Annotated in this window: 18 protein-coding genes and 5 pseudogenes; 12 read left to right on the forward strand and 11 right to left on the reverse strand. The window is 58.4% G+C overall.

Annotated elements, in window-relative coordinates; all coding sequences use genetic code 11:
* Positions 1-992, forward strand: a pseudogene (locus J6497_RS31030) (IS701 family transposase); the annotation flags it as partial.
* 171 nt (positions 993-1163) lie between these two features.
* Here the strand turns inward: J6497_RS31030 and J6497_RS31035 are convergent.
* Positions 1164-1346 (reverse strand): ATP-binding cassette domain-containing protein, encoded by a 183-nt coding sequence (locus J6497_RS31035; protein ID WP_376708298.1) that lies wholly within the window; start codon positions 1344-1346, stop codon positions 1164-1166.
* A 202-nt stretch (positions 1347-1548) separates the two neighbouring features.
* Between J6497_RS31035 and J6497_RS31040 the strand changes: the two genes are divergently transcribed.
* Positions 1549-2832, forward strand: coding sequence for an NAD(P)/FAD-dependent oxidoreductase (locus J6497_RS31040; protein WP_225708043.1), 1284 nt, complete (start codon positions 1549-1551; stop codon positions 2830-2832).
* Between the two features lie 72 nt (positions 2833-2904).
* Positions 2905-3489, forward strand: coding sequence for a PLP-dependent transferase (locus J6497_RS31045; RefSeq protein WP_225708044.1), 585 nt, complete (start codon positions 2905-2907; stop codon positions 3487-3489).
* Between the two features lie 107 nt (positions 3490-3596).
* Here the strand turns inward: J6497_RS31045 and J6497_RS31050 are convergent, their stop codons facing one another.
* A complete protein-coding gene (locus J6497_RS31050; RefSeq protein ID WP_225708087.1) occupies positions 3597-4499 on the reverse strand; it encodes a LysR substrate-binding domain-containing protein in 903 nt (300 codons plus the stop codon).
* Between the two features lie 137 nt (positions 4500-4636).
* Here J6497_RS31050 and hglS point away from each other — a divergent pair, with 137 nt between their 5' ends.
* From hglS to J6497_RS31065, 3 genes are read left to right on the forward strand one after another with little or no spacing between them, the layout of a single operon-like run.
* Complete coding sequence (gene hglS, locus J6497_RS31055; protein ID WP_225708045.1) at positions 4637-6091, forward strand: 2-oxoadipate dioxygenase/decarboxylase HglS; 1455 nt, start codon at positions 4637-4639, stop codon at positions 6089-6091.
* Between the two features lie 54 nt (positions 6092-6145).
* Positions 6146-7711, forward strand: a complete 1566-nt coding sequence (amaB, locus tag J6497_RS31060; protein ID WP_225708046.1) for an L-piperidine-6-carboxylate dehydrogenase — start codon at positions 6146-6148, stop codon at positions 7709-7711.
* 13 nt (positions 7712-7724) lie between these two features.
* Positions 7725-8957 carry a pyridoxal phosphate-dependent aminotransferase gene (locus tag J6497_RS31065; RefSeq protein ID WP_225708047.1) on the forward strand — a complete coding sequence of 411 codons (1233 nt, stop codon included), beginning with the start codon at positions 7725-7727 and terminating at the stop codon, positions 8955-8957.
* A gap of 227 nt (positions 8958-9184) precedes the next feature.
* Here the strand turns inward: J6497_RS31065 and J6497_RS31070 are convergent, their stop codons facing one another.
* From J6497_RS31070 to J6497_RS31080, 3 genes are read right to left on the reverse strand one after another with little or no spacing between them, the layout of a single operon-like run.
* Entirely contained in the window at positions 9185-10021 is an 837-nt protein-coding gene (locus tag J6497_RS31070) for a shikimate dehydrogenase family protein (protein ID WP_225708048.1), read from the reverse strand.
* A complete protein-coding gene (locus tag J6497_RS31075; RefSeq protein ID WP_225708049.1) occupies positions 10021-10167 on the reverse strand; it encodes a hypothetical protein in 147 nt (48 codons plus the stop codon). Before J6497_RS31075 ends, J6497_RS31070 begins: the two co-directional genes overlap by 1 nt.
* A complete protein-coding gene (locus J6497_RS31080; RefSeq protein ID WP_225708050.1) occupies positions 10164-10355 on the reverse strand; it encodes an ATP-binding protein in 192 nt (63 codons plus the stop codon). Before J6497_RS31080 ends, J6497_RS31075 begins: the two co-directional genes overlap by 4 nt.
* A 1909-nt stretch (positions 10356-12264) precedes the next feature.
* Here J6497_RS31080 and J6497_RS31085 point away from each other — a divergent pair.
* From J6497_RS31085 to J6497_RS31105, 5 genes and pseudogenes are all read left to right on the forward strand, one after another.
* Positions 12265-12792, forward strand: coding sequence for a condensation domain-containing protein (locus J6497_RS31085; RefSeq protein ID WP_225708051.1), 528 nt, complete (start codon positions 12265-12267; stop codon positions 12790-12792).
* Positions 12793-12796: 4 nt separating this feature from the next.
* Positions 12797-13687 (forward strand): transketolase, encoded by an 891-nt coding sequence (locus J6497_RS31090; protein WP_225708052.1) that lies wholly within the window; start codon positions 12797-12799, stop codon positions 13685-13687.
* Positions 13684-13959, forward strand: a complete 276-nt coding sequence (locus tag J6497_RS42175; RefSeq protein WP_225708053.1) for an SDR family oxidoreductase — start codon at positions 13684-13686, stop codon at positions 13957-13959. Before J6497_RS31090 ends, J6497_RS42175 begins: the two co-directional genes overlap by 4 nt.
* A gap of 35 nt (positions 13960-13994) precedes the next feature.
* Positions 13995-14942: a transketolase family protein gene (locus tag J6497_RS31100; RefSeq protein WP_225708054.1), complete on the forward strand. Its 948-nt coding sequence runs from the start codon at positions 13995-13997 to the stop codon at positions 14940-14942.
* A 90-nt stretch (positions 14943-15032) separates the two neighbouring features.
* Positions 15033-15802 (forward strand): annotated as a pseudogene (locus tag J6497_RS31105) (IS5 family transposase).
* Between the two features lie 13 nt (positions 15803-15815).
* Here J6497_RS31105 and J6497_RS31110 read toward each other — a convergent pair.
* From J6497_RS31110 to J6497_RS31135, 6 genes and pseudogenes are all read right to left on the reverse strand, one after another.
* Positions 15816-16595 carry an SDR family NAD(P)-dependent oxidoreductase gene (locus tag J6497_RS31110; protein ID WP_225708055.1) on the reverse strand — a complete coding sequence of 260 codons (780 nt, stop codon included), beginning with the start codon at positions 16593-16595 and terminating at the stop codon, positions 15816-15818.
* 145 nt (positions 16596-16740) lie between these two features.
* The gene (locus tag J6497_RS31115) at positions 16741-17487 is read right to left on the reverse strand and encodes an SDR family NAD(P)-dependent oxidoreductase (RefSeq protein ID WP_225708056.1); all 747 of its coding nucleotides are present in this window, start codon (positions 17485-17487) and stop codon (positions 16741-16743) included.
* A gap of 13 nt (positions 17488-17500) precedes the next feature.
* Complete coding sequence (locus J6497_RS31120; RefSeq protein WP_225708057.1) at positions 17501-18715, reverse strand: Gfo/Idh/MocA family protein; 1215 nt, start codon at positions 18713-18715, stop codon at positions 17501-17503.
* Between the two features lie 262 nt (positions 18716-18977).
* A pseudogene (locus J6497_RS31125) lies at positions 18978-19277 on the reverse strand (integrase core domain-containing protein); the annotation flags it as partial.
* Between the two features lie 464 nt (positions 19278-19741).
* A pseudogene (locus J6497_RS31130) lies at positions 19742-19888 on the reverse strand (IS5/IS1182 family transposase); the annotation flags it as partial.
* Between the two features lie 11 nt (positions 19889-19899).
* Positions 19900-20083: pseudogene (locus tag J6497_RS31135) on the reverse strand (transposase); the annotation flags it as partial.
* Positions 20084-20791: 708 nt separating this feature from the next.
* On the opposite strand from J6497_RS31135, the gene J6497_RS42180 reads away from it, so the two are divergent.
* A complete protein-coding gene (locus J6497_RS42180; RefSeq protein WP_225708088.1) occupies positions 20792-21307 on the forward strand; it encodes a hypothetical protein in 516 nt (171 codons plus the stop codon).
* Positions 21308-21310 lie beyond the last annotated feature (3 nt).

The following is a 21310-nucleotide window of genomic DNA, read 5'->3' on the forward strand; positions in this document are numbered from 1 at the left end:
TGAGCGGCACGGCGCGATTGAAGCTTGGATCATCGATGACACTGGCTTTCCCAAAAAAGGCCGGCATTCGGTCGGCGTGGCGCGTCAATATTGCGGTCAACTTGGCAAGCAAGACAATTGCCAGGTGGCAGTTTCGCTGTCGATTGCCAATCACCATGCGAGCTTGCCGATCGCCTATCGTTTGTACTTGCCCCAGAGATGGGTCGAGGAGGAGGAACGTCGAGAGAAGGCCGGTGTGCCCAAGGATGTTGTCTTCAAGACCAAGCCCGAGATCGCGCTGGAGCAAATCCGATCGGCCCGTGAAGCCGACATTGAGCGTGGCGTGGTACTGATGGATGCCGGAGATGGCGCGGATACGACGCTGCGCAAGGAAGTGACGGCGTTGGAATTGCGCTATGTTGCGGGCATCTTGCCAAACACGTCCGTGTGGCCGCCCGGCATGGGACCGCTGCCGCCTAAGAACTGGTCGGGGAATGGGCGGCCGACGAAATTGATGCGGCGGGACGACAAGCACAAGCCTTGCTCGGTCAAGGAATTTGCTCTCGGTCTACCGAAACAAGCTTGGCGGAATGTCAAATGGCGCGAAGGCAGCGCTGACTTCTTGACCTCGCGCTTTGCGAGGCTCCGGGTCCGTCCAGCTCATCGCGATTACTGGCTGAGCGAGCCGCACGCCGAAGAATGGCTGTTGATCGAATGGCCCGATGACGAAGCGGAGCCGACGAAATACTGGTTCTCGACGCTGCCTGAAAACATCTCCTTCCGCGCCCTGGTGGATTTGGCCCAAGCTCAGATGACGCATCGAACGCGACTACCAAGAGCTCAAGCAGGAGGTCGGCCTCGGGCATTATGAAGGACGTGGCTGGCGCGGCTTCCATCACCACGCCACGTTATGCATCGCCGCCTACGGTTTCCTGATCTCCGAAAGGGAGACGATTCCCCCTCACGACCTCGTCGGCCCGCGTTTGTCAAAGAATTTGCGCTTCCCAAAAATCAAAAGCCCCGCGGCACTCCCGCTCAGAACCGAGCGTCACATACCGAAGTCGATCGCTACCATGCGGCGCCGCCTCGCGAGCGCATTGGTTAGGCGGCTACGTAGATGTCCGTGCTGCGCAATTCAAATCGGGGACCATGCGCCTTCCCGATTTGTGACGCAGTAAGACTAGCTAGAGGGTCAGCGGTCGAGCGCGGCAAGCGGCTCGTCCATCACCAAGCAGTCCGGGCTGGGACAACAGCAACCGGCAGACGGCGACGCGCTGCCGCTCCCCGCCCGAGAGATGTGAGGGAGAGCGGTCGAGCAGCGGGCGCCGTCGGCCGTTCGCGCTATCAGCCAACACTTGCCGCTGCACGCTTTTTATGGGATGGGACCGAGACGATCAGCCTGGCTCTTTCTCTCGTCCGCAATGGCGAGTGCTTCGGCTTCTTTGGAGGAGACGTAAAATGTGCAGCTCAGCTCGATCAGTTCGCGTGCACGAAGTGGATTGTATTTCTGCGGGAAGTGCGTTGACCTTCCGACGTGATTCACAATCCTTAGCTGAGGGAGTTTGTCGGATGCGAGGCGATCCAAAATCGCACGGCTTATGGGAGCTGACGGCTCCAGCGCCGCCAGATACCGGTCCTCTTGTGGGCGATGCGGAAGCCGACGTCGTTGTGATTGGCGGGGGATATACTGGACTCTCTTCGGCCATTCACCTTGCGGAGGCAGGCGTGCGCGTCGGCCTGCTCGAGGCATCCGAGATAGGATTCGGTGGTTCTGGGCGCAACGTCGGGCTGGTCAATGCGGGCATGTGGATCATGCCCGACACGCTCGCAGGTATTCTTGGCGTTCCGTTCGGGGAGCGGCTGATCGACCTGCTCGGTCGTGGACCACGTAAGGTTTTCGAACTGATCGAGAAGCACGGCATCGAATGCGAACTTGAGCGCGCGGGCACCCTGCATTGCGCGATCGGGCGCAAGGGTCTGCAGGAAATCGAGATGCGTGTCGAACAGTGGCAGAAGCGCGGCGCTCCCATCGTGGTGCTCAATGCTGAGGAGACGCGCAAAAAAATCGGTGGCGGCAACTACACCGGCGCGCTGCTCGACAAGCGCGCCGGCACAATACAGCCGCTGGCCTATGTGCGTGGCCTGGCACGCGTCGCGCTTGCAGCGGGCGTGAAAATCTTCACCCAGAGTGAGGTCCTCACAGCCAGCGATACCGGCTCGCGCTGGAGGATCGGCACGGCAAAGGGATCTGTGAATGCTGAGTGGGTGATCGTCGCCACCGACGCTTACGGCACAGGACCTTGGTCGCAGGTTCGACGGCAGCAGATCCATGTACCTTACTTCAATTTTGCCACGCCGCCCTTATCGGACAATCTGAGGACCTCCATCTTGCCCGAACGGCAAGGGGCATGGGACACAGGGGCGGTCCTTTCCTCGTTTCGCTTCGATCGCTCGGGACGTCTGGTGTTCGGCAGTGTTGGCGCTCTTGAGCGCGTTGGCGCCTCGGTTCACCGTGCCTGGGCGGTGAGGTCGCTGCGCAGATTGTTTCCGCAGATCGGCGATCTCAAATTCGAAGCCGGCTGGTTCGGCATGATTGGGATGACCTCGGACAGCCTGCCGCGCTTTCACATGCTCGGCCGCAACGTCGTCGCGTTCAGTGGTTACAATGGGCGCGGTATTGCGCCTGGGACTCTCTTCGGCAGTGTGTTGGCATCCTATGTCCTCGGCCAGGTTACGGAAAGGGATCTGCCGCTTCCGGTCGCCGCCGTCGAAGAGCGACGCTTTCGTGCCGCCCGAGAGGCCCTCTACAGAGCGGGGGCTCAGCTTGTTCACCTGACTGAAGCGCGGCTCTGATTCGGTAGCTATTCTCCGTCCGCGCTGTGGGACAGTAGCGCCGCACATCGTTCTGCTCCTCGAACTCCTCGCGTGCTTGTCGGGCTAATTGCCGAAGCCTTGACAAAATATGCTGGGGGCCATTCCGACATCTTGTTAGGCGCGATCATCCTCAGTGACATGGAACTCTATCAACGGATACGTCGTACTTTGAGCTCTCTCGGTGTTGGCGTCTTGCCTGACGAGCGTTCGCTTGCATTGCAGGGCATTCAGACCATGGGGCTGCGACTGCGCCACGTCGGCGAGATATCGGAGGAATTCGCTCACCGATTGGCTGAGAGTTGTAGCTTTGCCGTGCTTCATCCCTGTCTCTCAGATTTCCCTGGCCACACTTTGTGGCGGCTTGATTTTAAAGGTAGTTCCGGCGTCTTCAGCCTCCGGTTCGACGGGGTTTCAGCGGAGCTGGTTGATCGAGCGTTGGACAGCTTGAAAACATTCGCTATCGGGGCATTTTGGGGCGGCACGCGGAGCATTGTCGCGCCAATGGTCATCACCAATGATCGTCATGTTATGCCTTCCAGCGAAACAGCAACATATCTTCGTTTGAGCGTCGGCCTGGAGAGTGTCGATCACCTTTGGGCTGATCTGCAGCGGATGTTAAAGGTCTTGCAAGTCTGATGATTTTGGCAAGGCTCGATAGAGTCTATGCAGTAGGTGGCAAGAAGGCGGTCCCAACGAGACCCTGCTTGTGAGGCACGCACACGCTAGGCGCGCCATGCCGATGTTCAACGGTCGGCAGCAGTTTCCGCCAGAAGCCAGTCGCGAAACATGATGAGAGGCGGGTGGGTCGATCGCTCGGACGGCCACACCAGATAGTATCGCTCGGCGCTTTCCATGGGCAGGTTGAGAGCGCGAACAAGCTTGCCGTTTGCCAGTTCGTCCTGGATCAGAAAGGTCGGCAGCAGAGCAACACCGACACCAACCATCGCGGCCTGTGCGACGGTGGCAAACTGATCGAAGTACATCGTCTGTCCAGGCCCGCCCGCTACGGTCTGCGCGGAGAACCACAGATCCCAGGCATTTGGCCGGGTCGAGATGCTGAGCAGTAGCACCTTCTTGAGATCAGCGGCCGTGCGAAACCCGTACTGGTTCTTCAACTCGAAGCTGCAGGCGGGGATAACTTCTTCTGAGCGCAGTAATGCCATCTCGGCGCCGGGCCAGTCCCGCGGCCCGAAATGAATGGCCGCGTCCAGGGCCTCCCTCCGAAAATCGAAATACGTGAGGCGCGTGGCAAGATTGATGGTGATGCCCGGATTATGCGCGAGAAACTTGGGAAGTCGCGGCGCCAACCAACACGTGCCGAAGGTTGGCAGGATCGCGAGATTAAGCGTGCCACCCCTAGGGTTGGCGCGAAGGTTGAATGAAGCGGCGCTGATCTTGCGCAGCGCCTCGCGTATTTCCCGCGCATAAGCTTCACCGGCGGACGTTAGGCGAATGGTTTGCCGTTCGCGCGCAAATAGCTCGACCTCGAGCTGCTCCTCAAGAGTCTTGATCTGTCGGCTGACCGCGCTCTGCGTCAGGTTGAGCTCCTTGGCCGCCAAAGTGATGCTCCCCGCCCGAGACGCGGCCTCGAAAGCAGCTAGCTGTGCGGTCGAAGGCAGGAGCCGGCGGGCGGTATGCATGTTTATTCCAGTTTAGAATGATCTCTCAAGGAAAGGTCGTTTGATTGCTTTGAAAACACAAGCATAATCTTTGGCTAGATATACCACTACAGTATGCACCGGCGAGCCCCGCTGGACACCGGGGCTCAGCAATGGAGCTAATAATGGCCGCAAGGCATGCGCATTCCGATGACATTCGTGACCGTCTCTTGCGCGCAATGTCCGACATGTATCGCGCCGAGGTTCCGCAATATGGGACGCTCCTGCAGCTTGTTGCGGACGTCAATGCCGATGCGGTGCGCGCCGATCCTGAGATGCGTGCGAGCCTCGAGCAGAGCGGGGAAATCGAAAGACTCGGGCTTGAACGTCAGGGCGCAATTCGGATCGGCACAGCGCAAGAGTTGTTCGACATTCGCCGTGTCTTCGCCGTCATGGGCATGCACCCCGTTGGCTATTATGATCTCTCGATCGCCGGTGTCCCGGTTCATTCCACAGCATTTCGCCCGACGGCCCAGGAAGCGCTTCACCGCAATCCGTTTCGGGTTTTTACCTCGCTGCTCCGGCTCGATTTGATCGAGGATCCTGCGCTGCGCATTGAGGCTGAGCGAATCCTTTCTGCTCGCCGCATTTTCAAGCCGCGTACCCTCGAACTCGTCGATGTGTTTGAAGCCGAAGGTAGGCTGACGCAGCCGGAAGCGGAAGAGTTCGTTCGTGAGGCGTTGCAGACGTTCCGCTGGCACAGTGACGCGACTGTGGACCTTGTCACCTACCGAAAGCTGCACAATGCGCTCCGGTTGATCGCGGACATCGTAAGTTTTAAGGGCCCGCATATCAATCATCTCACGCCGCGGACTCTGGATATCGATGCCGCCCGGGTCGGCATGCGAGGACGTCGAATTGCGCCCAAGGCGGTTATCGAAGGGCTGGCGCGTCGCAGGTGCCCGATCCTGCTCCGGCAGACCAGTTTCAAGGCACTGGAAGAGCCAATCATCTTCAGACACAGCGCGGGCGAAGACATTGCTGGGACGCACACCGCGCGCTTCGGCGAGATCGAGCAACGCGGCGTCGCCCTGACGGCCGACGGCCGCAGGCTCTATGATGAGTTGCTCGCATCCGTCCGTCGTGATGTCCAGATCGACGCCGCGGGCACTGATGCGTCGACCTACGACGTCGAGCTCTCGGAGCGGTTTAAGTTATTTCCGGACGACTGGGCTGAGCTGCGGTCGCGTGGGCTTGCCTTCTTCCGGTATTCGGCAACTGCGGCCGGGCTCGCATCAAACCATCTCGGCAGGCAACCAGCGACCGTGGACGAACTGATCTCGAATGGCTTTCTGCAATTCGATCCGATCGTGTACGAGGATTTCCTGCCTGTGAGTGCAGCGGGAATCTTCCAGTCCAATATCGGCACCGACGAGCAGAAGAACTATGCTGCGCAGTCCAATCGGCCTCAGTTCGAAGCGGAGCTTGGCGCTGTCGTCCGCGATGAACTGGAACTCTATGCGCAGGTGGAGAAAGCGTCGCTGGAGCGAGCGCTGAAGCCAATCGGGTCTCCACAGATCGCCTTTGCGAACGCGATTGACGCGCGCTCCGATTCGGGCGGAACGAGCCCTCACATGTAGTTTACCCGACGCCTGCAAAGATCTGAACTCAACGCCCAACTCGGGGAAGCCGCCATGTCCGCTTCGACAAAACTGCAACCGCAAACCTACACATCCGATCTTTCCGATGACGTCGACAGGCTGCTCACCACACTTGGCGTGAACCGAGCCCACTACAAGGATGGCACGCTCAAGGTGCATACGCCCGTTACCGGCGAAACCATCGCACAGGTCCAGAAAACGAGCGCCAGCGAAGCTGCGGCGGCCATCGAAGCGGCGCACACTGCTTTCCGCGTCTGGAGACTGGTGCCCGCGCCGAAGCGCGGCGAGCTTGTACGGCTACTTGGCGAAGAGTTGCGCGCCAACAAGGAGGCCTTGGCCCGGCTGGTCTCGATCGAGGTCGGCAAGATCGTCTCCGAGGGGCTTGGCGAAGTCCAGGAGATGATTGACATCTGCGATTTCGCCGTCGGTCTGTCCCGACAGCTCTATGGACTGACTATCGCGACCGAGCGTGCCGATCATCGAATGATGGAGAGCTGGCATCCGCTCGGCGTCACTGGAATCATCTCGGCGTTCAATTTCCCGGTCGCGGTGTGGGCCTGGAACGCAGCGCTCGCACTCGTGTGCGGCAACAGCATCGTCTGGAAGCCGTCGGAGAAGACACCATTGACCGCACTGGCGACGCAGGTGCTCCTAGAGCGTGCCGTGAAGCGCTTCAAGCAGGAGGGCGGTGCGGCGCCAGATGGTCTTTCGGCAGTGCTATTTGGCGGCCGCGAGATCGGTGAACTGCTGGTCGACCACCTCAGGGTCGCATTGGTCTCAGCCACCGGCTCGACTGCGATGGGGCGCGCGGTCGGACCGCGGCTCGCCAAGCGCTTTGCGCGCGCGATCCTCGAACTCGGCGGCAACAATGCGGCGATCGTCGCGCCCACCGCCGATCTCGATTTGACGCTCCGGGGCGTCGCCTTTGCGGCGATGGGCACCGCCGGCCAGCGCTGCACGACACTGCGTCGCCTATTCGTGCATGAGAGGGTGTACGATAGCTTCGTGCCGGGCTTAAAGCGCGCCTATGCATCAGTCACGATCGGCAACCCGCTTCATACCGGGACTCTGGTTGGTCCGCTGATCGATGCGGCTGCCTATCGCGGCATGCAAGGCGCACTTGAAGCCGCGAAAGCCGCAAGCGGTATCGTTCACGGCGGCGAGCGTGTTGCTATTGAGGGAACTGCTGACGCCTACTACGTGCGGCCGGCGCTGGTCGAGATGGCCGCGCAGACCGGTCCGGTCGAGCACGAGACCTTCGCGCCGATTCTCTACGTGATGAAGTACAGCGACTTCGATTCCGTGCTCGACCTGCACAACGCCGTTGTGCAGGGCCTTTCGTCCTCGATCTTCACCAATGACCTGCGTGAAGCCGAAGCCTTCCTGTCGGCACGCGGCTCCGATTGCGGTATTGCCAACGTCAACATTGGCCCGTCTGGCGCGGAGATCGGCGGCGCCTTCGGCGGGGAGAAGGAAACCGGCGGTGGCCGCGAATCCGGATCAGACGCGTGGAAGGCTTATATGCGCCGCGCGACCAACACCATCAATCATGGCCGGACGCTGCCGCTTGCGCAAGGCGTCAGGTTCGACGTTGTGTGAGAAAGCATCAGGCGTGAACGCTCCCGTTCAAGTAAGGGCGTCCCCGCTGCGGCCGGCGAGCCGGCTGTCGGCGATCGGCGTTTCGGAGATCCTGAAGATCACGGGCCTTGCCGCGGAGTTGCAGCGTCAGGGCAGGGACGTCATCGTGCTCGGAACGGGCGAGCCGGATTTCGACACGCCCGAGCATGTCAAGGATGCGGCAAAGCGGGCTATGGACGCCGGCGCGACGAAATATACCGCGCTCGATGGCACGCCCGAACTCAAGGCTGCAATTCGCGCGAAGTTCAAGCGCGACAATGGTCTCGATTTTGCGCAGGACGAGATCACGGTGTCGGCCGGCGCCAAGCAGATCCTGTTCAACACGATGATGGCGACGCTCGAGCCGGGCGATGAGGTCATCGTGCCGACGCCTTATTGGGTGTCCTATGCCGACATCGTCCTGATCATGGGTGGCAAACCTGTGCTGGTGCCGTGCCGGGAAGCCAACGGTTTTCGTCTGACAGCGGAGGATCTCGCACGGGCGATCACGCCGCGCACGCGCTGGGTGATATTGAACTCGCCGTCCAATCCGTCGGGCGCGGCCTATTCGGAGGCAGCTTACCGGCTCATCCTCGACGTGCTGATTGCGCATCCGCATGTCTGGCTCATGGTGGACGACATTTATGAGCACATCGTCTACGACAATTTCCGCTTCGTGACGCCCGCCGCGATCGAGCCTTTGCTTCGCGAACGCATCCTCACAGTCAATGGCGTCTCCAAGGCCTATGCGATGACCGGCTGGCGGATTGGTTACGCAGGCGGACCAGCCGCGCTCATTCGCGCCATGGCTGTCGTTCAGAGCCAATCCACGTCCTGCCCCTCGTCGGTCAGCCAGGCTGCCGCCATCGCCGCGCTCAATGGCCCTTCGGACATCGTCACAGAGCGCTGCCGATCGTTCCAGGCACGGCGCGACTTCGTTGTGACCGCTTTGAACAGAATTGAAGGCATCAGCTGCCGGGTGCCCGAGGGCGCGTTCTATGCCTTCGCCGGTTGCGCTGGACTGATCGGCAAGACCGCGCCGGATGGTCAGCGTACCAACAGCGATACCGATCTCGCGGAATATCTCCTGCGCAGCGTAGGCGTCGCGGTCATTCCCGGTTCGGCCTTCGGGCTCGCGCCGTACTTCCGGATCTCCTTTGCCACGGCTCTTTCGGAGCTTGAGGACGCGTGCCGGCGGATTGCGCTTGCGACGAGCAGGTTATCTTAACCTAAGGGCCTAACGGGTATTTCTGAGCGCGCCCCAACGGCGCAGATCACCCTTGGCGATGGTGCCGCCCACCATCGATCACCAACCCAACAATGCCAGCTATCTCAGCGGCGACTCTCGGTACCTCGCCTAAATGCATCGCTCACACATATTGCAAATTTCCTCCCTCTGAGTTTCCGACCTCGGGCCGTATACGTTGTGGTCAGCTATTTGATCAGCGCTACGCGTTAGGCGGCCGGCACGCGTGCGACTGCCGCCGGGGTGTAGTCACCGTCAGGAAAACGCAAGAATTCACGCATCGCAGTCAGTTGGTTGTCCATCATCACTATACCCGGTTGCGTGTAGCAGCCGCGCTCCCGCGCGGCAGCCAGCAGCGGTGTAATCTGAGGATGGACTACGACGTCTCCGACCAATGCCTCACGCACCAGATCGGTGCAGTCGATCGAGATCGGATCATCCGGTTTCATCCCGATCGGACTGGCATTCACAACGAGATCGTATCCCCGCGCCGAAGCAGCCGAGGTCCCGGAGGGTATTCCGGCCGCCTCTAATCGGCTCGCGAGATCGCTCGCGCGGTCTGCCGCGATATCAGAGACATGAACAGAGGAAGCCTTCGCCTCTGCGATGGCGAAGGCGATCGCAGTGCCAGCCCCTCCTGAACCAACGACAAGCGCGCGGCGTCCTTCGATGCGTTGACCTCTGCTCAGCAATCCCTTGACGAAGCCGATGCCGTCGAGAATGTCTCCACGCCAGCGGCCGTCCTCGTCACGGCGCATGACGTTCACAGACTGCACGTGACGCGCCCGTTCTGTAAGGATGTCCGCATGATGTACCGCCGCGAGCTTATGCGGGATGGTGACGATCAGACCTGCGATGTTTTGGATCGTTCGCAATCCCGTCAAGAAGGTCTTCAATTCGGCGGGCGTGACATGCAGAGGGACGCAGACGGCATTGAAACGATTTGCGCGAAATAGAGCACTCCAGACTTCCGGTGCGCGAACCTGCCGGATCGGATCCCCAACGACGCCAAGGATCTGCGTCGAGCCATCAACGATCTTGTGCATCAGGCGACCTCCTCGGCCGTGAGCAGGTAGGCGAGGTCGTAGATCGCTGAATGCTTAACTGTGGCCTTCACGGCCTCGTTGAGCAAAACGAGCACGGCAGGAACGGTTGCCGTCAGCTCAGGACGGCCCGTGCTCTCAACCCTCACGACAGCGTCGAAAATGTCTTTGCAGTCTTGGCGCTCAGGTCGCTTTCGCGGGTTTTCATGCGGGTCGTATCGGGAGCGGAGACGCCAAGATGTGCGCCGCAGATACTCTCGGAGATGCCATCGCGGCAGGCTCCGTTGCCGGGCGCGCAGTCCAGCCAGGATTTGCCGGGGCCGATCGGGCCGAGCATGACGAGACAATTGTGATCGTGGATTCATTTGCCCGTGGCGAGGTTTTGGAATAGTGGGCGGTCGAGACGACGAGCGGTGCGATAGCGACATTCTCCATAGCCGCGGCTTCCCAAAGCGCGAGCAGCTTGCGGCCGACGCCATTGCGTCGGGCCACCTCGAAGATGTTCGCACCCTACTCAAAAGCTCTCCGCCACTATTCGGACCTTCTCCTCGCCCTCCATCGTCGCGGGCGGCGCTCCCCCGTGATCAGCTCGACGCGACGCTAAGAATCACATTTCCTGCCTGGCTAAGCATGGCATTAGCCATCGCTGCACCTCCACCGGGTCAACGGCCCGGCTTCCAGATCGAACGCCGTCCTCCAGGCGTAAAGATATCAAAGCCGCCGCTGGGCGAACGATTGCGGCAACCGCGAAAAAGTGCAGCAGAGCGTCAATTGGCCGGACCGCACTTTCACCGTGCGCCCAAGCAATCGGCGTGCCACCAAGGACGTTCTGCAGGCCCTATTGAAGAGGGGTAAAAGCATGCGCTTCGCGCCACGCCTTCGGAATTCCCGAGCCTCAGTGTCGAGTTGCGAACATAAGTCTTCAACTGAACACTGCTGAACACGACAACACAGAGTCAAGGTCGTTCAGGGAGGTCATGGCGTGCCTCTACGAGCGAGCGCTACAGCTGAGGGCTCAAACGCTGGCGGGCTTCCAAGTACTGGCGCGCGCGATCATCACAAGCTGCTGGGAGACGAGACGAGCCTCTAACGGGTAACCATCCGCGGTGTCGGCGGCATCGCCGTCGCGCTCACCGCCGTCATCTGGTTAGGGCCGGCCGCCGCGCTTGTTATCATCAAGTTGATCCTTGGAGCTTCTTCGTGCCTGCACGAAATGGGTCCTCGTGATCGCTTTGTGTCCGTTGCAGGCCACCTGCTGACTTGGCCATGATCAAGCAGAGTTGGAATGCTGCGCAGACGAATTAATCTGCAGCTGGGCACCGAGGCGAAGACCAAATTGCCGTCGTAGGGTTCGACGAGCTGCAACGGTTGCTGGGCAAGAGGAGATGAGTCGAAACCCTGCGTGACGTACGGTTGCGCAAAGATGGATTGCGCGCTCGCATCATTGCCGGAGGACGCCCGATGAGACAGGTTTGCGAGGCTCTCGCGGTAGCGCGCTCAAATGTGGCGGCGAAGCTTGCGCGGCTTGCTGATTTGCAGGATAGGCGCTCGGCACAAAATACTGATCATGCGAGCCTGGAAGAAATTCGGCGGGCCATACCGACACTTGCCAGATTATGGTTACCTCGCGTGTGGGCTTGCTTCGCGGCGAACAGGAACGGATATGCGCGGCTCCAGTAAAAAGACCGTGACGCGACTAGATTGCCTTTCATGCCGAAGCTTGATGCGGCGACGGCCGCGCAACCTCGCCATCGTGTTCGAACGTCATAGCGATCAGCATCCCGTAGCGTACTGAAATATCACTTCTCACGCGAATTCCACCGCAGGACCAAATTATCAACGTTGCGAGGAGGTCTCCGGACGTATAGGGGCAACAGCGTCCTCGGCATGGGATACCGCTCCGCAAGTCGAATGACACCAGGTAATGTTCCGATACTGAGCCCTTCGATCGTGAGGTCGCCATTGGAGACATCATCCTCAAGCAGACGTTCGAGTTTGGCACGAGGAGGCGACTATCGTCATTTGACGATTCGGATCGTCGTGTCCAACGGCGTCCGGTTGAAGACGTTGACGTCCGGAGTCCGACACTAGGCTCCAACTGTTCCGCCGATACGGCGCGAAGCTCATGCTGTTGCCTTCTTCAAGCAAGGCGCGCGCAACGTCTTTTGCGGCATGCCGATTGCTGGAACACGGTGAAGGAGCCGTTGCGACCATAGCGGTCTCCAGTCACCGGCTCAGGACTTCGCATGGAACGTGCTCGATTGATACAAATCAATGCCGTAGACTCTCCACTGTTGAGTGCGGTCTCGCCGATTGAAGCATTGCCGCGTCCGTCGCGGGTGTCGCTGTTCTACGCCCAGCAGCGACGTTGGTTCCGGTCGCGTCTGGACGGCGGCAGTGAGACCTGTCAGATCCAAATGGGGCGCCGGCTTCGCGGCGAGCTGGACGAGTCGAGTCTGCAGCCGGCCTTCGGATTAGTGGTACGTCATGAGGTGCTGCGTAACACCGTCGCGATAGACGATAACGAGCCGTTCCAGCAGATCGGGCCGGAGGAGGTCGGCCTGGCCTTGAACCGAAACGCTCGGACACCAGGCGCGGATGCGCAGGCGAAGCTCTCGCAGCTGGTGCGTCAAAAGCAGGAGCTAACGTCGAGACAAGTTTGGGGTGAGCCGATGGCTTTGCTGTCGGTCAACTCGTTCCAAGTCTCGTGGCTGGGCAGAACGGACTTGGCGACGTCGCATAGTTGCCAATGCATCAAATTTGTGAGGCCTTGAGCGTATGGAGCAGATGGTGCCCGCCGAAACCGCAACGAAACTCCCATCAGCCATGGAAATGCAGAGAGAGGATGAACTGCTCTGCAGCTCACTTCGCGCTCGCACTGTAGGCACGATTCGAAATGCCGGCGGTGGACATATTGGTTCCTCTCTTTCGCTGATCGAGATCCTTTACTGCTTGTTTTGTCGATTTCTGCGCATCGATCCACTGAAGCCAAACGACCCCAACAGAGATCGCTTCATCTTAAGTTCTTGCCAAGGTGCAGTGGCGCTCTTTGCAGTAATGGAGCATCGCGGTTTCTTGCCGCCATCTTCGCTGGAGCGGTTTCTTGCGGGTGGCTCTGAACTGACAATGTTTCCAACGATCAGCATATCCGGCGTCGAGATGACGGGTGGATCGCTTGGACACGGGATCGCGTTTGGAATCGGAACAGCGCTGTCCGCAAAAAGGTCTGGGCAATCCTACTTGACGGTCGCGCTTGTCGGCGACGGAGAAATGAATGAAGGGTCAGTCTGGGAAGCAGCCTTAGCTGGTAGTCATCTCAAGCTAAGCAATCTACTCGTCATCGTAAACCGAAATCGACTCCAGATAGACGGCCCAACCGAATCGATAATGACCCTTGAGCCTGTGGCTGAGAAATGGAAGTCGTTTGGTTGGAATGTGCAAGAAGTAAATGGACACTCGATATCTGAAATCGTGCACGCTCTCAACTTAGCCAGATCAAACGCTGAAACGTCAGCATCTCCGCAGATCCTGATCGCGCATACGATCAAGGGGCGCGGTATCTCCTTTATGGAGAATTCAGTGGAATGGCATTACCGAGTTCCCTCTGAGGCGGAGTACGGTGCAGCGATGCAAGAGCTCGTAGCTCGTGGGTTCATTGGCGGTCTATGACCAGCTTGACCGCTGCAGATCAGGTTAGAACGCATTGGCAGACGTTGAAACATCAAGCGTGGCACTCGTTCCGGAGCTTCTCGCGGAATACGTCGAGCGAGTTTTCGGACCCTGGAACGAGACGGCGTGGCCGGGCCAGGCACAATGTTCCTCTTCAAAGGCTCGGCTTGCCACAAGATGTGGCACAGCTTGCCGCGTTTCTGACCTCAAACAGAGCCAATTACATCACCGGCTGCACCATCGACTGCAATGGTGGTTGGGCGATCAGCTAGCTCTTTTCAATTTCAGTTAGGCGGAGCGTCACGCTATGTCGAGCCAATCTCTTGATCTTCGTTCCGGATTCACAGACGCGCTCATAACAAAAGCAAAGGCAGGCAACGCCTTCACCCTCATTTCCGTCGATTCGAAGAAGTCATCGCTGGTAGAGCAAATAGAAGCGGACTATCCAGCTCATTTTCTTGAGCTCGGGGTTATGGAGCAGTGTGCGGCTGGTGTGGCCGCCGGACTGGCCAGCTGCGGGCACAAAGTATTTATTGTGGGCATAGCCTCATTTGTTACGATGCGAGCCTACGAGCAGATCCGCACGCTTGTGTCACATGGAAACTACGATGTTAAAGTCGTAGGCTTGTGGTCGGGCCTCTACTACACGTTTCAGGGTCACACCCACGTTCCTCACGAGGATATTTCGATCATGCGTACGTTAGACAACGTGTCCGTTTACTGCCCGAGCAGTTACCTGGACATGCACAATATCGTCGATCGCCTATTTGCGGAACGCGGCTTCGCTTATGTACGTGTGGAGAACCCGTTCTTGTCGGCGAGCATGAGAGAACATGGCAGAGAGGACCCCGATCTAGACAGGCTGCAGGTCCTACGGCGAGGACACCGTGTAACAATTCTGAGCACCGGCCGTGGTCTTTTCGCCGCTAGCGACGCCGCTGATTTGCTGAACGACAAAGGTATTAGCTGCAGCATTCTAAATGCAGTTCGCCTGTGGCCGTTTGACAAAACAACTCTTCTCAGCGCGCTTAAGACAACGGATATACTCGTCACCGTCGAAGAGCACGGACGAGTCGGTGGACTAGCCAGCATCGTTTCGGAGATACTGGTTCAGCATGGCATAGATAACGTCAGACTGTTGCCATTCTCGGGCTCCTCGAAATATCCGAGCAACCTCCAATACGAAGGCGCCCTCGATGGTTTTGGATTAACCGGCGCCGGAATATCGAGTGCCGTTGCTCAGTTGATCGGGTAGCTTGACGCGCGAGTCCGCTAGGTGGTGTGGACTCTAAGGATTCCCTTTTAGGAGCAAATCAGATTCAAGGCTGCTTTTGGGGAGGCAGTCTTGGGTGTGATGGACCGGTTGGTTTTGAGCGACGGGGCGTGGGAGCGGATGGCGCCGCTGATCATAGGGCGGCCTGACCAGAAGGGTTCAACCGGACGCGACAACCGGATGTTCGTGGAAGGGGTGCTGTGGATCGTGCGTACGGGCTCGCCCTGGCGTGATCTTCCCGAAGCGTTCGGGGATTGGAACAGCGTGTTCCGGCGCTTCAGCCGATGGAGCATCAAAGGTGTTTGGTGGCGGATCTTCGAGGCGATGTCCGATGATCCGGACTTCGAATATCTGATCGTCGACTCCACCATCGTCCGAGCCCACCAGCACGCTGCCGGGGCCAAAAAAGGGGGTCTGAAGATCAAGATCAAGCGCTCGGCCGCTCGCGCGGTGGCTTGAGCACCAAGATACATTTGGCCGTTCGCGGCCTGGGATGTCCCGTGCGCTTCACGCTCACCGCAGGTCAGAAGGGCGATGCACCGCAAGCGGCTACTTTGCTCGAAGGGCTACCTGCCGAGGTCGTCATGGCCGATACGGCCTATGACGCCGATCACTTGCGCCAGGCCATCGCCGCCAAAGGGGCGCTCGCCGTCATCCCCAACAACCCTTCACGGGCGCTCAAATATCCGCTCGACAAACATCTCTATGCCCAGCGCCATCTCGTCGAATGCTGCTTCTCAAAGCTGAAGCAATTCCGTCGCGTCGCAACCCGCTTCGAAAAGACCGCCCGAAACTACCTTGCCGTCGTCACTCTCGCAGCCATCGTCCTATGGATGCGATAAGTGTCCACACCACCTAGCGCATGTTCCAGCCGCCGTCCACGGTTATCGTGTGTCCGGTGATTGCCCGACTCTTGTCGCTACAGGCGAGGAAGAGTACTGCCTCAGCGATATCCCGAGCCTTACAGAAGCTGTTTAAAGGCAACTGGCGCAAGACCGATTGTCTCTGGTCCTCGTCCAGGAGAAGCATTCCTCCTTCTACCGCCCCTGGCGCTATGCAATTAACTCGGACGTTAAATTCTGCCAGCTCTCGTGCCAGCGATTTGGTTAGGTTATGGACGGCCGCTTTTGATGCGCAATAGTGGGCGCCAGAATTGCTGTACGGAAACCTATTTGAACTCGCGCTCGTGCTTCCAATGAACCCCATCACTGAACCAATATTTACGATATTGCCCGAGCGCTGCCGAAGGAAATACTCAGTTGCGACCTTGCAAGTCACAAATACGCCGTTCAGATTTACGCCGATCACATTTTGCCACTCTTCAAAACTCACCTCCCAAATTCGCGCTCTCTTTGAACCGTCGCGCTTCGGTGAGATTCCCGCCGCGTTGACCAATAGATCCAGGCGGCCCTCTTTCTCAAAGAGTTCCGCGAAAGCTCTTTTCACTTGCTCTTCTCGACAAACATCTCCCGACAAAAAGATCACCTCCTTGGGCAAAGAGCCGAACTGTTCCGATGGAGGAGATCGATCGAAAATTGCTGTACGATAGCCCTCATTGGACAAGGCGGTCGCAATACTTTGTCCAATATTGCCGGAGCCACCCGTGACAATTGCAATCTTTCGGTCAGCGATCATGTTCTAGGACCTCCAGCGTTTTGTTCTCATGACCAATCGAACGAGTTGCGGGCCACATGCCCTTGCATCCGCCGCGTTGAATATCTGCACACAAAGATATCCAAGATATGCCACGCCCTCTAACGCTTGAACAGCGAATACGCGCCTAGCGCCCGCCCGACACATTGATCAGTGAACCGGAGATATAGCTTGCAGCGTCGCTAGCGAGAAACGCTATCAGCGCCGCGACTTCCTTCGAAGTAGCAGCTCGACCGATGGGGATCGTTGACAGGATTCGGTTGTAGACTTCGCGCGGTACTGCATGTGCCATTCGCGTTTCCGTCATGCCCGGCAGGAGCGCATTGACCGTTATCGAGTACGGCGCGACTTCCTTCGCCAGACTGCGAGTAAGCCCGAGTAAGCTCGCCTTGCTCGCCGCATAGGGACTACCGTTGAGCAAGCCTTCAGTCGCTGCGATCGAAGCAATATTGATGATCCGTCCCCACCGTGCCTTCTTCATAGGAGTAATGGCAGCTTTGGTTGCAAACACAGCTCCAAACACATTGGCGGAGAAGACGTCGATCCACGTCTGATTGTCTTGGAGTTCAAAAGCGGCAACGGGACAGTGAACTCCCGCATTGTTTACTAAAATACTTGCGTGTCCCCAACGTGCCCGCAACATGTCAAACGCAGAGCTCACGGCTTGGTAGTTGGAAACATCCACCCGAAGCGTCAGCAGACGATCTTGGTGTACGCCCGCACTTTCGCGCAGCTTCTTTGCCGCCGATTCGTCCTTATGAAAGAGGGCGCACACCTTTGCGCCACCTTCTAGAAAGAGGGATGTGACGGCGCCTCCTATACCCTGGGTACCTCCGGTCACAACCACAGTCTTGCCCTCAAATGTGGATTGCACTGTGTCGCTCCCCTTACGTCGCGGTCACTCCCGGAGGCACCGCCCCGATGCGAGTTCTTTTGGTTGAATCCAGGTACGCTTTTGGGTCAACAGGTCGACCGAGCGACATTGAATCTCTAATCGCCTGTATGACAGACAACGTCGAAGCCGCGTCTTCCAAAGTAACTTTCGGATCACACTTCCCTTCAATCACGGAAAGAAAGTGCTCCACTTCTTGTAAAAGAGGATTGTGCAGACCATTGCCTGCGGCGCCCGGGTAAATCGAACTTTCAAGCCGTTGTGTCCATCCCTTTCGAGATCCGCTGGTCGACCAGATCTGTCCCGATGGAAAGGAAATTGCTCCACCTTCTCCAAACAGGAGATAGCAATCCTTAGGGTATCGGGGGAAAACACTATTCTCCGCGGCGTTGCTCTCATAGCTGAACGGTGAGGGGGTTAGGTCTGAATGGATAAAGGTGACGTGACAAACGCCCCCCGTCCTATTTTCGATGGTGGCCGTTATCGTATACGAATGACCGACTTCATCGTCCGCTAATTTCGTTTCTTGTCCGACAGCACTAACCTCGCGGATCGGACCAAGAAGATGCTGAAACGTATCTATCTCGTGCACCATATTAATCATGATCGTTCCACCGCCCGCAGAGGCTTGAACACGCCAAGAATCAAAGTACTCATCGGGTTTGCGAACCAACCATAGCGCAACGGCGCGGCTGATTGATCCCACTACCTTCTTGTCAATAGCACTCTTCAGCCATCCAATTTGGTCTGAGAATCTGCGGTGATATCCAACCAAGACTGGTGTTCGACGTAATTTGGCGGCCGATTGCAGACGTCCAATCTCAGCCACGTTTCGCGCCGCCGGCTTCTCAAGCAGAACGGGGACGCCCCTTTCAATGCATCTCTCTGCTATCTGAGCCAGATGGTCAGTCGACGCCGCAACGATCACTCCATCCGGCTTCGTTTTGTCGACCAAAACATCGATAGAGGTGTAAACTGGCGCCCTCAGATATTCGGCTTTTCGAGCATTCTTGGATGGATCTTTGACGCATAACCCTGCCAGCGATGCTCTTCCGGTCGCCAGAACTTCCTGCGCCATAACAAATCCATGACCCAGACCGACAATCCCAATCCGCAACGTCTCGTTGCGCCTGGGTTCCCTTAGATTTCTCTTCTCTTCCCCAAGTATCGCACTTACAGCCATTGCGCCAAGCTCTTCGCCATTGCTCATCCGACCTGGATTCTTATTTGATCTCGCTTGAGGATTACAATGATCTGAATCAACGGGCACGGCGCCACCGAACAATTTATCCAACATTACGGGCTTGCGTGATCCTAGGCTTCTTGCAATCTCTACTCTTCGGAGTTTTGTCGACCTGGTTGTTCGATCTCGGACAAACCCCTCCAACGGCGAGGCGCAAAGCGACGCCATCGTGGCTCGTTGATGGATTGCTGAGGTCGGAAAAGCCGACATCGAGGTCTCATCCTGAGCCCTAATCACCGCTCGCCTGAGGTGGCCCCAAGTTCGATCCAGTCCTGAGTTCGCCCCGGTCGTTGGATTTGCCTGGTTGGGCGGTGGGAGCGACGGGAGCTGGCGCGGAGCCTGCGGCATAGCGCAGCGCCAGATCCCGTCGCGGTTGGCAGGTGAAGGCGAACTCGGACACGGCGTCTTCCATCCGTGCTACGAGTGGTCGTGCGTCGTTGTCTTCGGCCCGCCAGCATCGAAGCGTGACGCGGGCCTGAGCCAGCGACGTGAACAGCGTCTCGTTCAATCCTTCATGCCGCGGGCGACCTCTAATGGGGAAGACGGCCAGATCCGTCGGAGCCATAGACCGCGATGCACGGAACCGCTAACAGGGCCATTCAACAAGGAAGTCGCGACATTTGGGTTGGATATTTCGAAGTACGTATTTCACATCCATGCAGTTGATAGCCAAGACGGTTGTCGCGTCTCACTTCATCGTCACTCAACGATGAGACTGTTCTCGGTGAAAATGGCTAGAAGCGCTTGATCGCACCCCCCAGACTGCGGGAACTCTTGCATTGCTACGGACGACGACGGCAGCATTGGGCCGTCATTGCGTCCCTGATCGAAACGGCCTTACGCCGCGTGGGCAATAAACCGCTAAGGCACGGCTGGCCGCATCGGCGCAGCTTAGCGTTACTTACCCTTCTGCAGCCGCTTGGGATCGCGCCGATCAGCTCTGGCAACGCATTGATATTCACCGGGCCGCACAGGATTGTCTAAGGCAGCGTTGACGCTCTTCATGGAGGTCGACGCCTCGATCAGCCTGCCATCGCCTGAGAGGTGCTCGCCGGACAAGAGCCAATGCACCTGCGGCAGGTTTGGCACAGTGCAAAGAAACTTGGCCGCGATATCGCCGTCGAGCAGCCGGTCCCGGTTATTGCCGCGGTCGCATCCAACAGCAGCCTCAGCCGCATGTTTTCGTCCTCCAACCTCATCAGGCGCTTCGCATGCGAGACCTCCATCCTGCGACGCTTGGCTTTCCATCTGTAGGTCATGGCTTCACTGACGCCGTGCTTCCGGCACAGATCGGCGACCGGAAGCCAGCCTCGTGCTCCTAAAAATCCCGATAATCTACTCTTGCGAAAGGCGGCTGCGCTTCATGTCCTGGTCCTTTGGGCCAGAGCGACCTTCTGGATTAACCGTGGGAAAGGTCCGGATACGCCAGCCCCTCTTCTTGATATTGTTGTCCGGTTTCCGACAGCGGCATCACAAAACCTGTGAGATTCAAAACACCGCGCGCCATGAGCGCATCGCGAACCGTTTCAAAGCGCAATCAGGCGCTTAGTGCGCGCGAGGAGCGCTGGCATGGCCGTTGCTCTTTCTCGCCGTGGGGCGATAGGGGCCCGATCAACGGGCTGAATCGACTTGAGGTGGTCGACGCGGCGAGTTCGGTCTGAGAGATCCGTATTGGTGCTTAGCTTGGCGACGGTTGTTACATCGACCTTGGCGGTGTCCATCGGTTTGGTATCCTGCGTGACAGGTATAAAGATCGCTGAATTTCTGCGCCATTTGGCGCCTGGTTCGCAAGCTTGCACTGCTCTCCCAATTATAAGAGGTCGTCCGACTAAGCAGATTGAAAACGAAATGTTGGTGTTCCCAAGCAAATCAGGGCGCACGAACCGCCTGGGTCTTACGCTTGAGGCCCCGCGAATATGTGGCGGCCGGCCACAGGGTTGGTAGTCGAGACCGATGCCGGCGTGGCATCGGCGCTAGGGTCGACACGCAAGGCCGGCGCAACGATTCTGGACTCCTTACGTGAGGTATTTTGCATCGAGCGAGATGATAATAAAGGTCAAGGAGCCCCAGATTGCCGAATGGACGCAGCTGCGAAATAGCCAGATCCTCTTGACTTGTCTGCATCCGGCGTCGGACCCGGAGCAGGCCATTGTGCTCCTAAAGCCTGGGTGCACCGCAATTTGCTTAGGAAGCCGTGACCTGATGCGCAGGGCGGGACTTCCGCTGCTTTCGCCGATGAGCGAGGTCGTCGGCAGGCTTGCGATCGAGGCGGCCGGTAACGGCCGCGCGCTTGGCCGGCTACAGATGACCAGTGGCACCACTTTGACACCGTGCCTTCGTGACCCGCGGCGACAGCTAGATCGCAGAAAATTTCGAGCGCGAGCTGGCAAGCGGTATCAGGCCGCTCCGTTCGCTCGCAATTGGAAACAGCGAGCCAGATGCCAGCATACTGCCGGCGGAGTGCTTTTCTTAACCGGTCCGTCCTGGCCTTTACGAACATCACCGCAGACTTGCGGGACGTTCGGGCTTCGGAATTATGGCGCGGCTCAACAAGGCTAGCGC

This window comes from Bradyrhizobium cenepequi (assembly GCF_020329485.1).
Classification (GTDB): Bacteria; Pseudomonadota; Alphaproteobacteria; order Rhizobiales; family Xanthobacteraceae; genus Bradyrhizobium; species Bradyrhizobium cenepequi.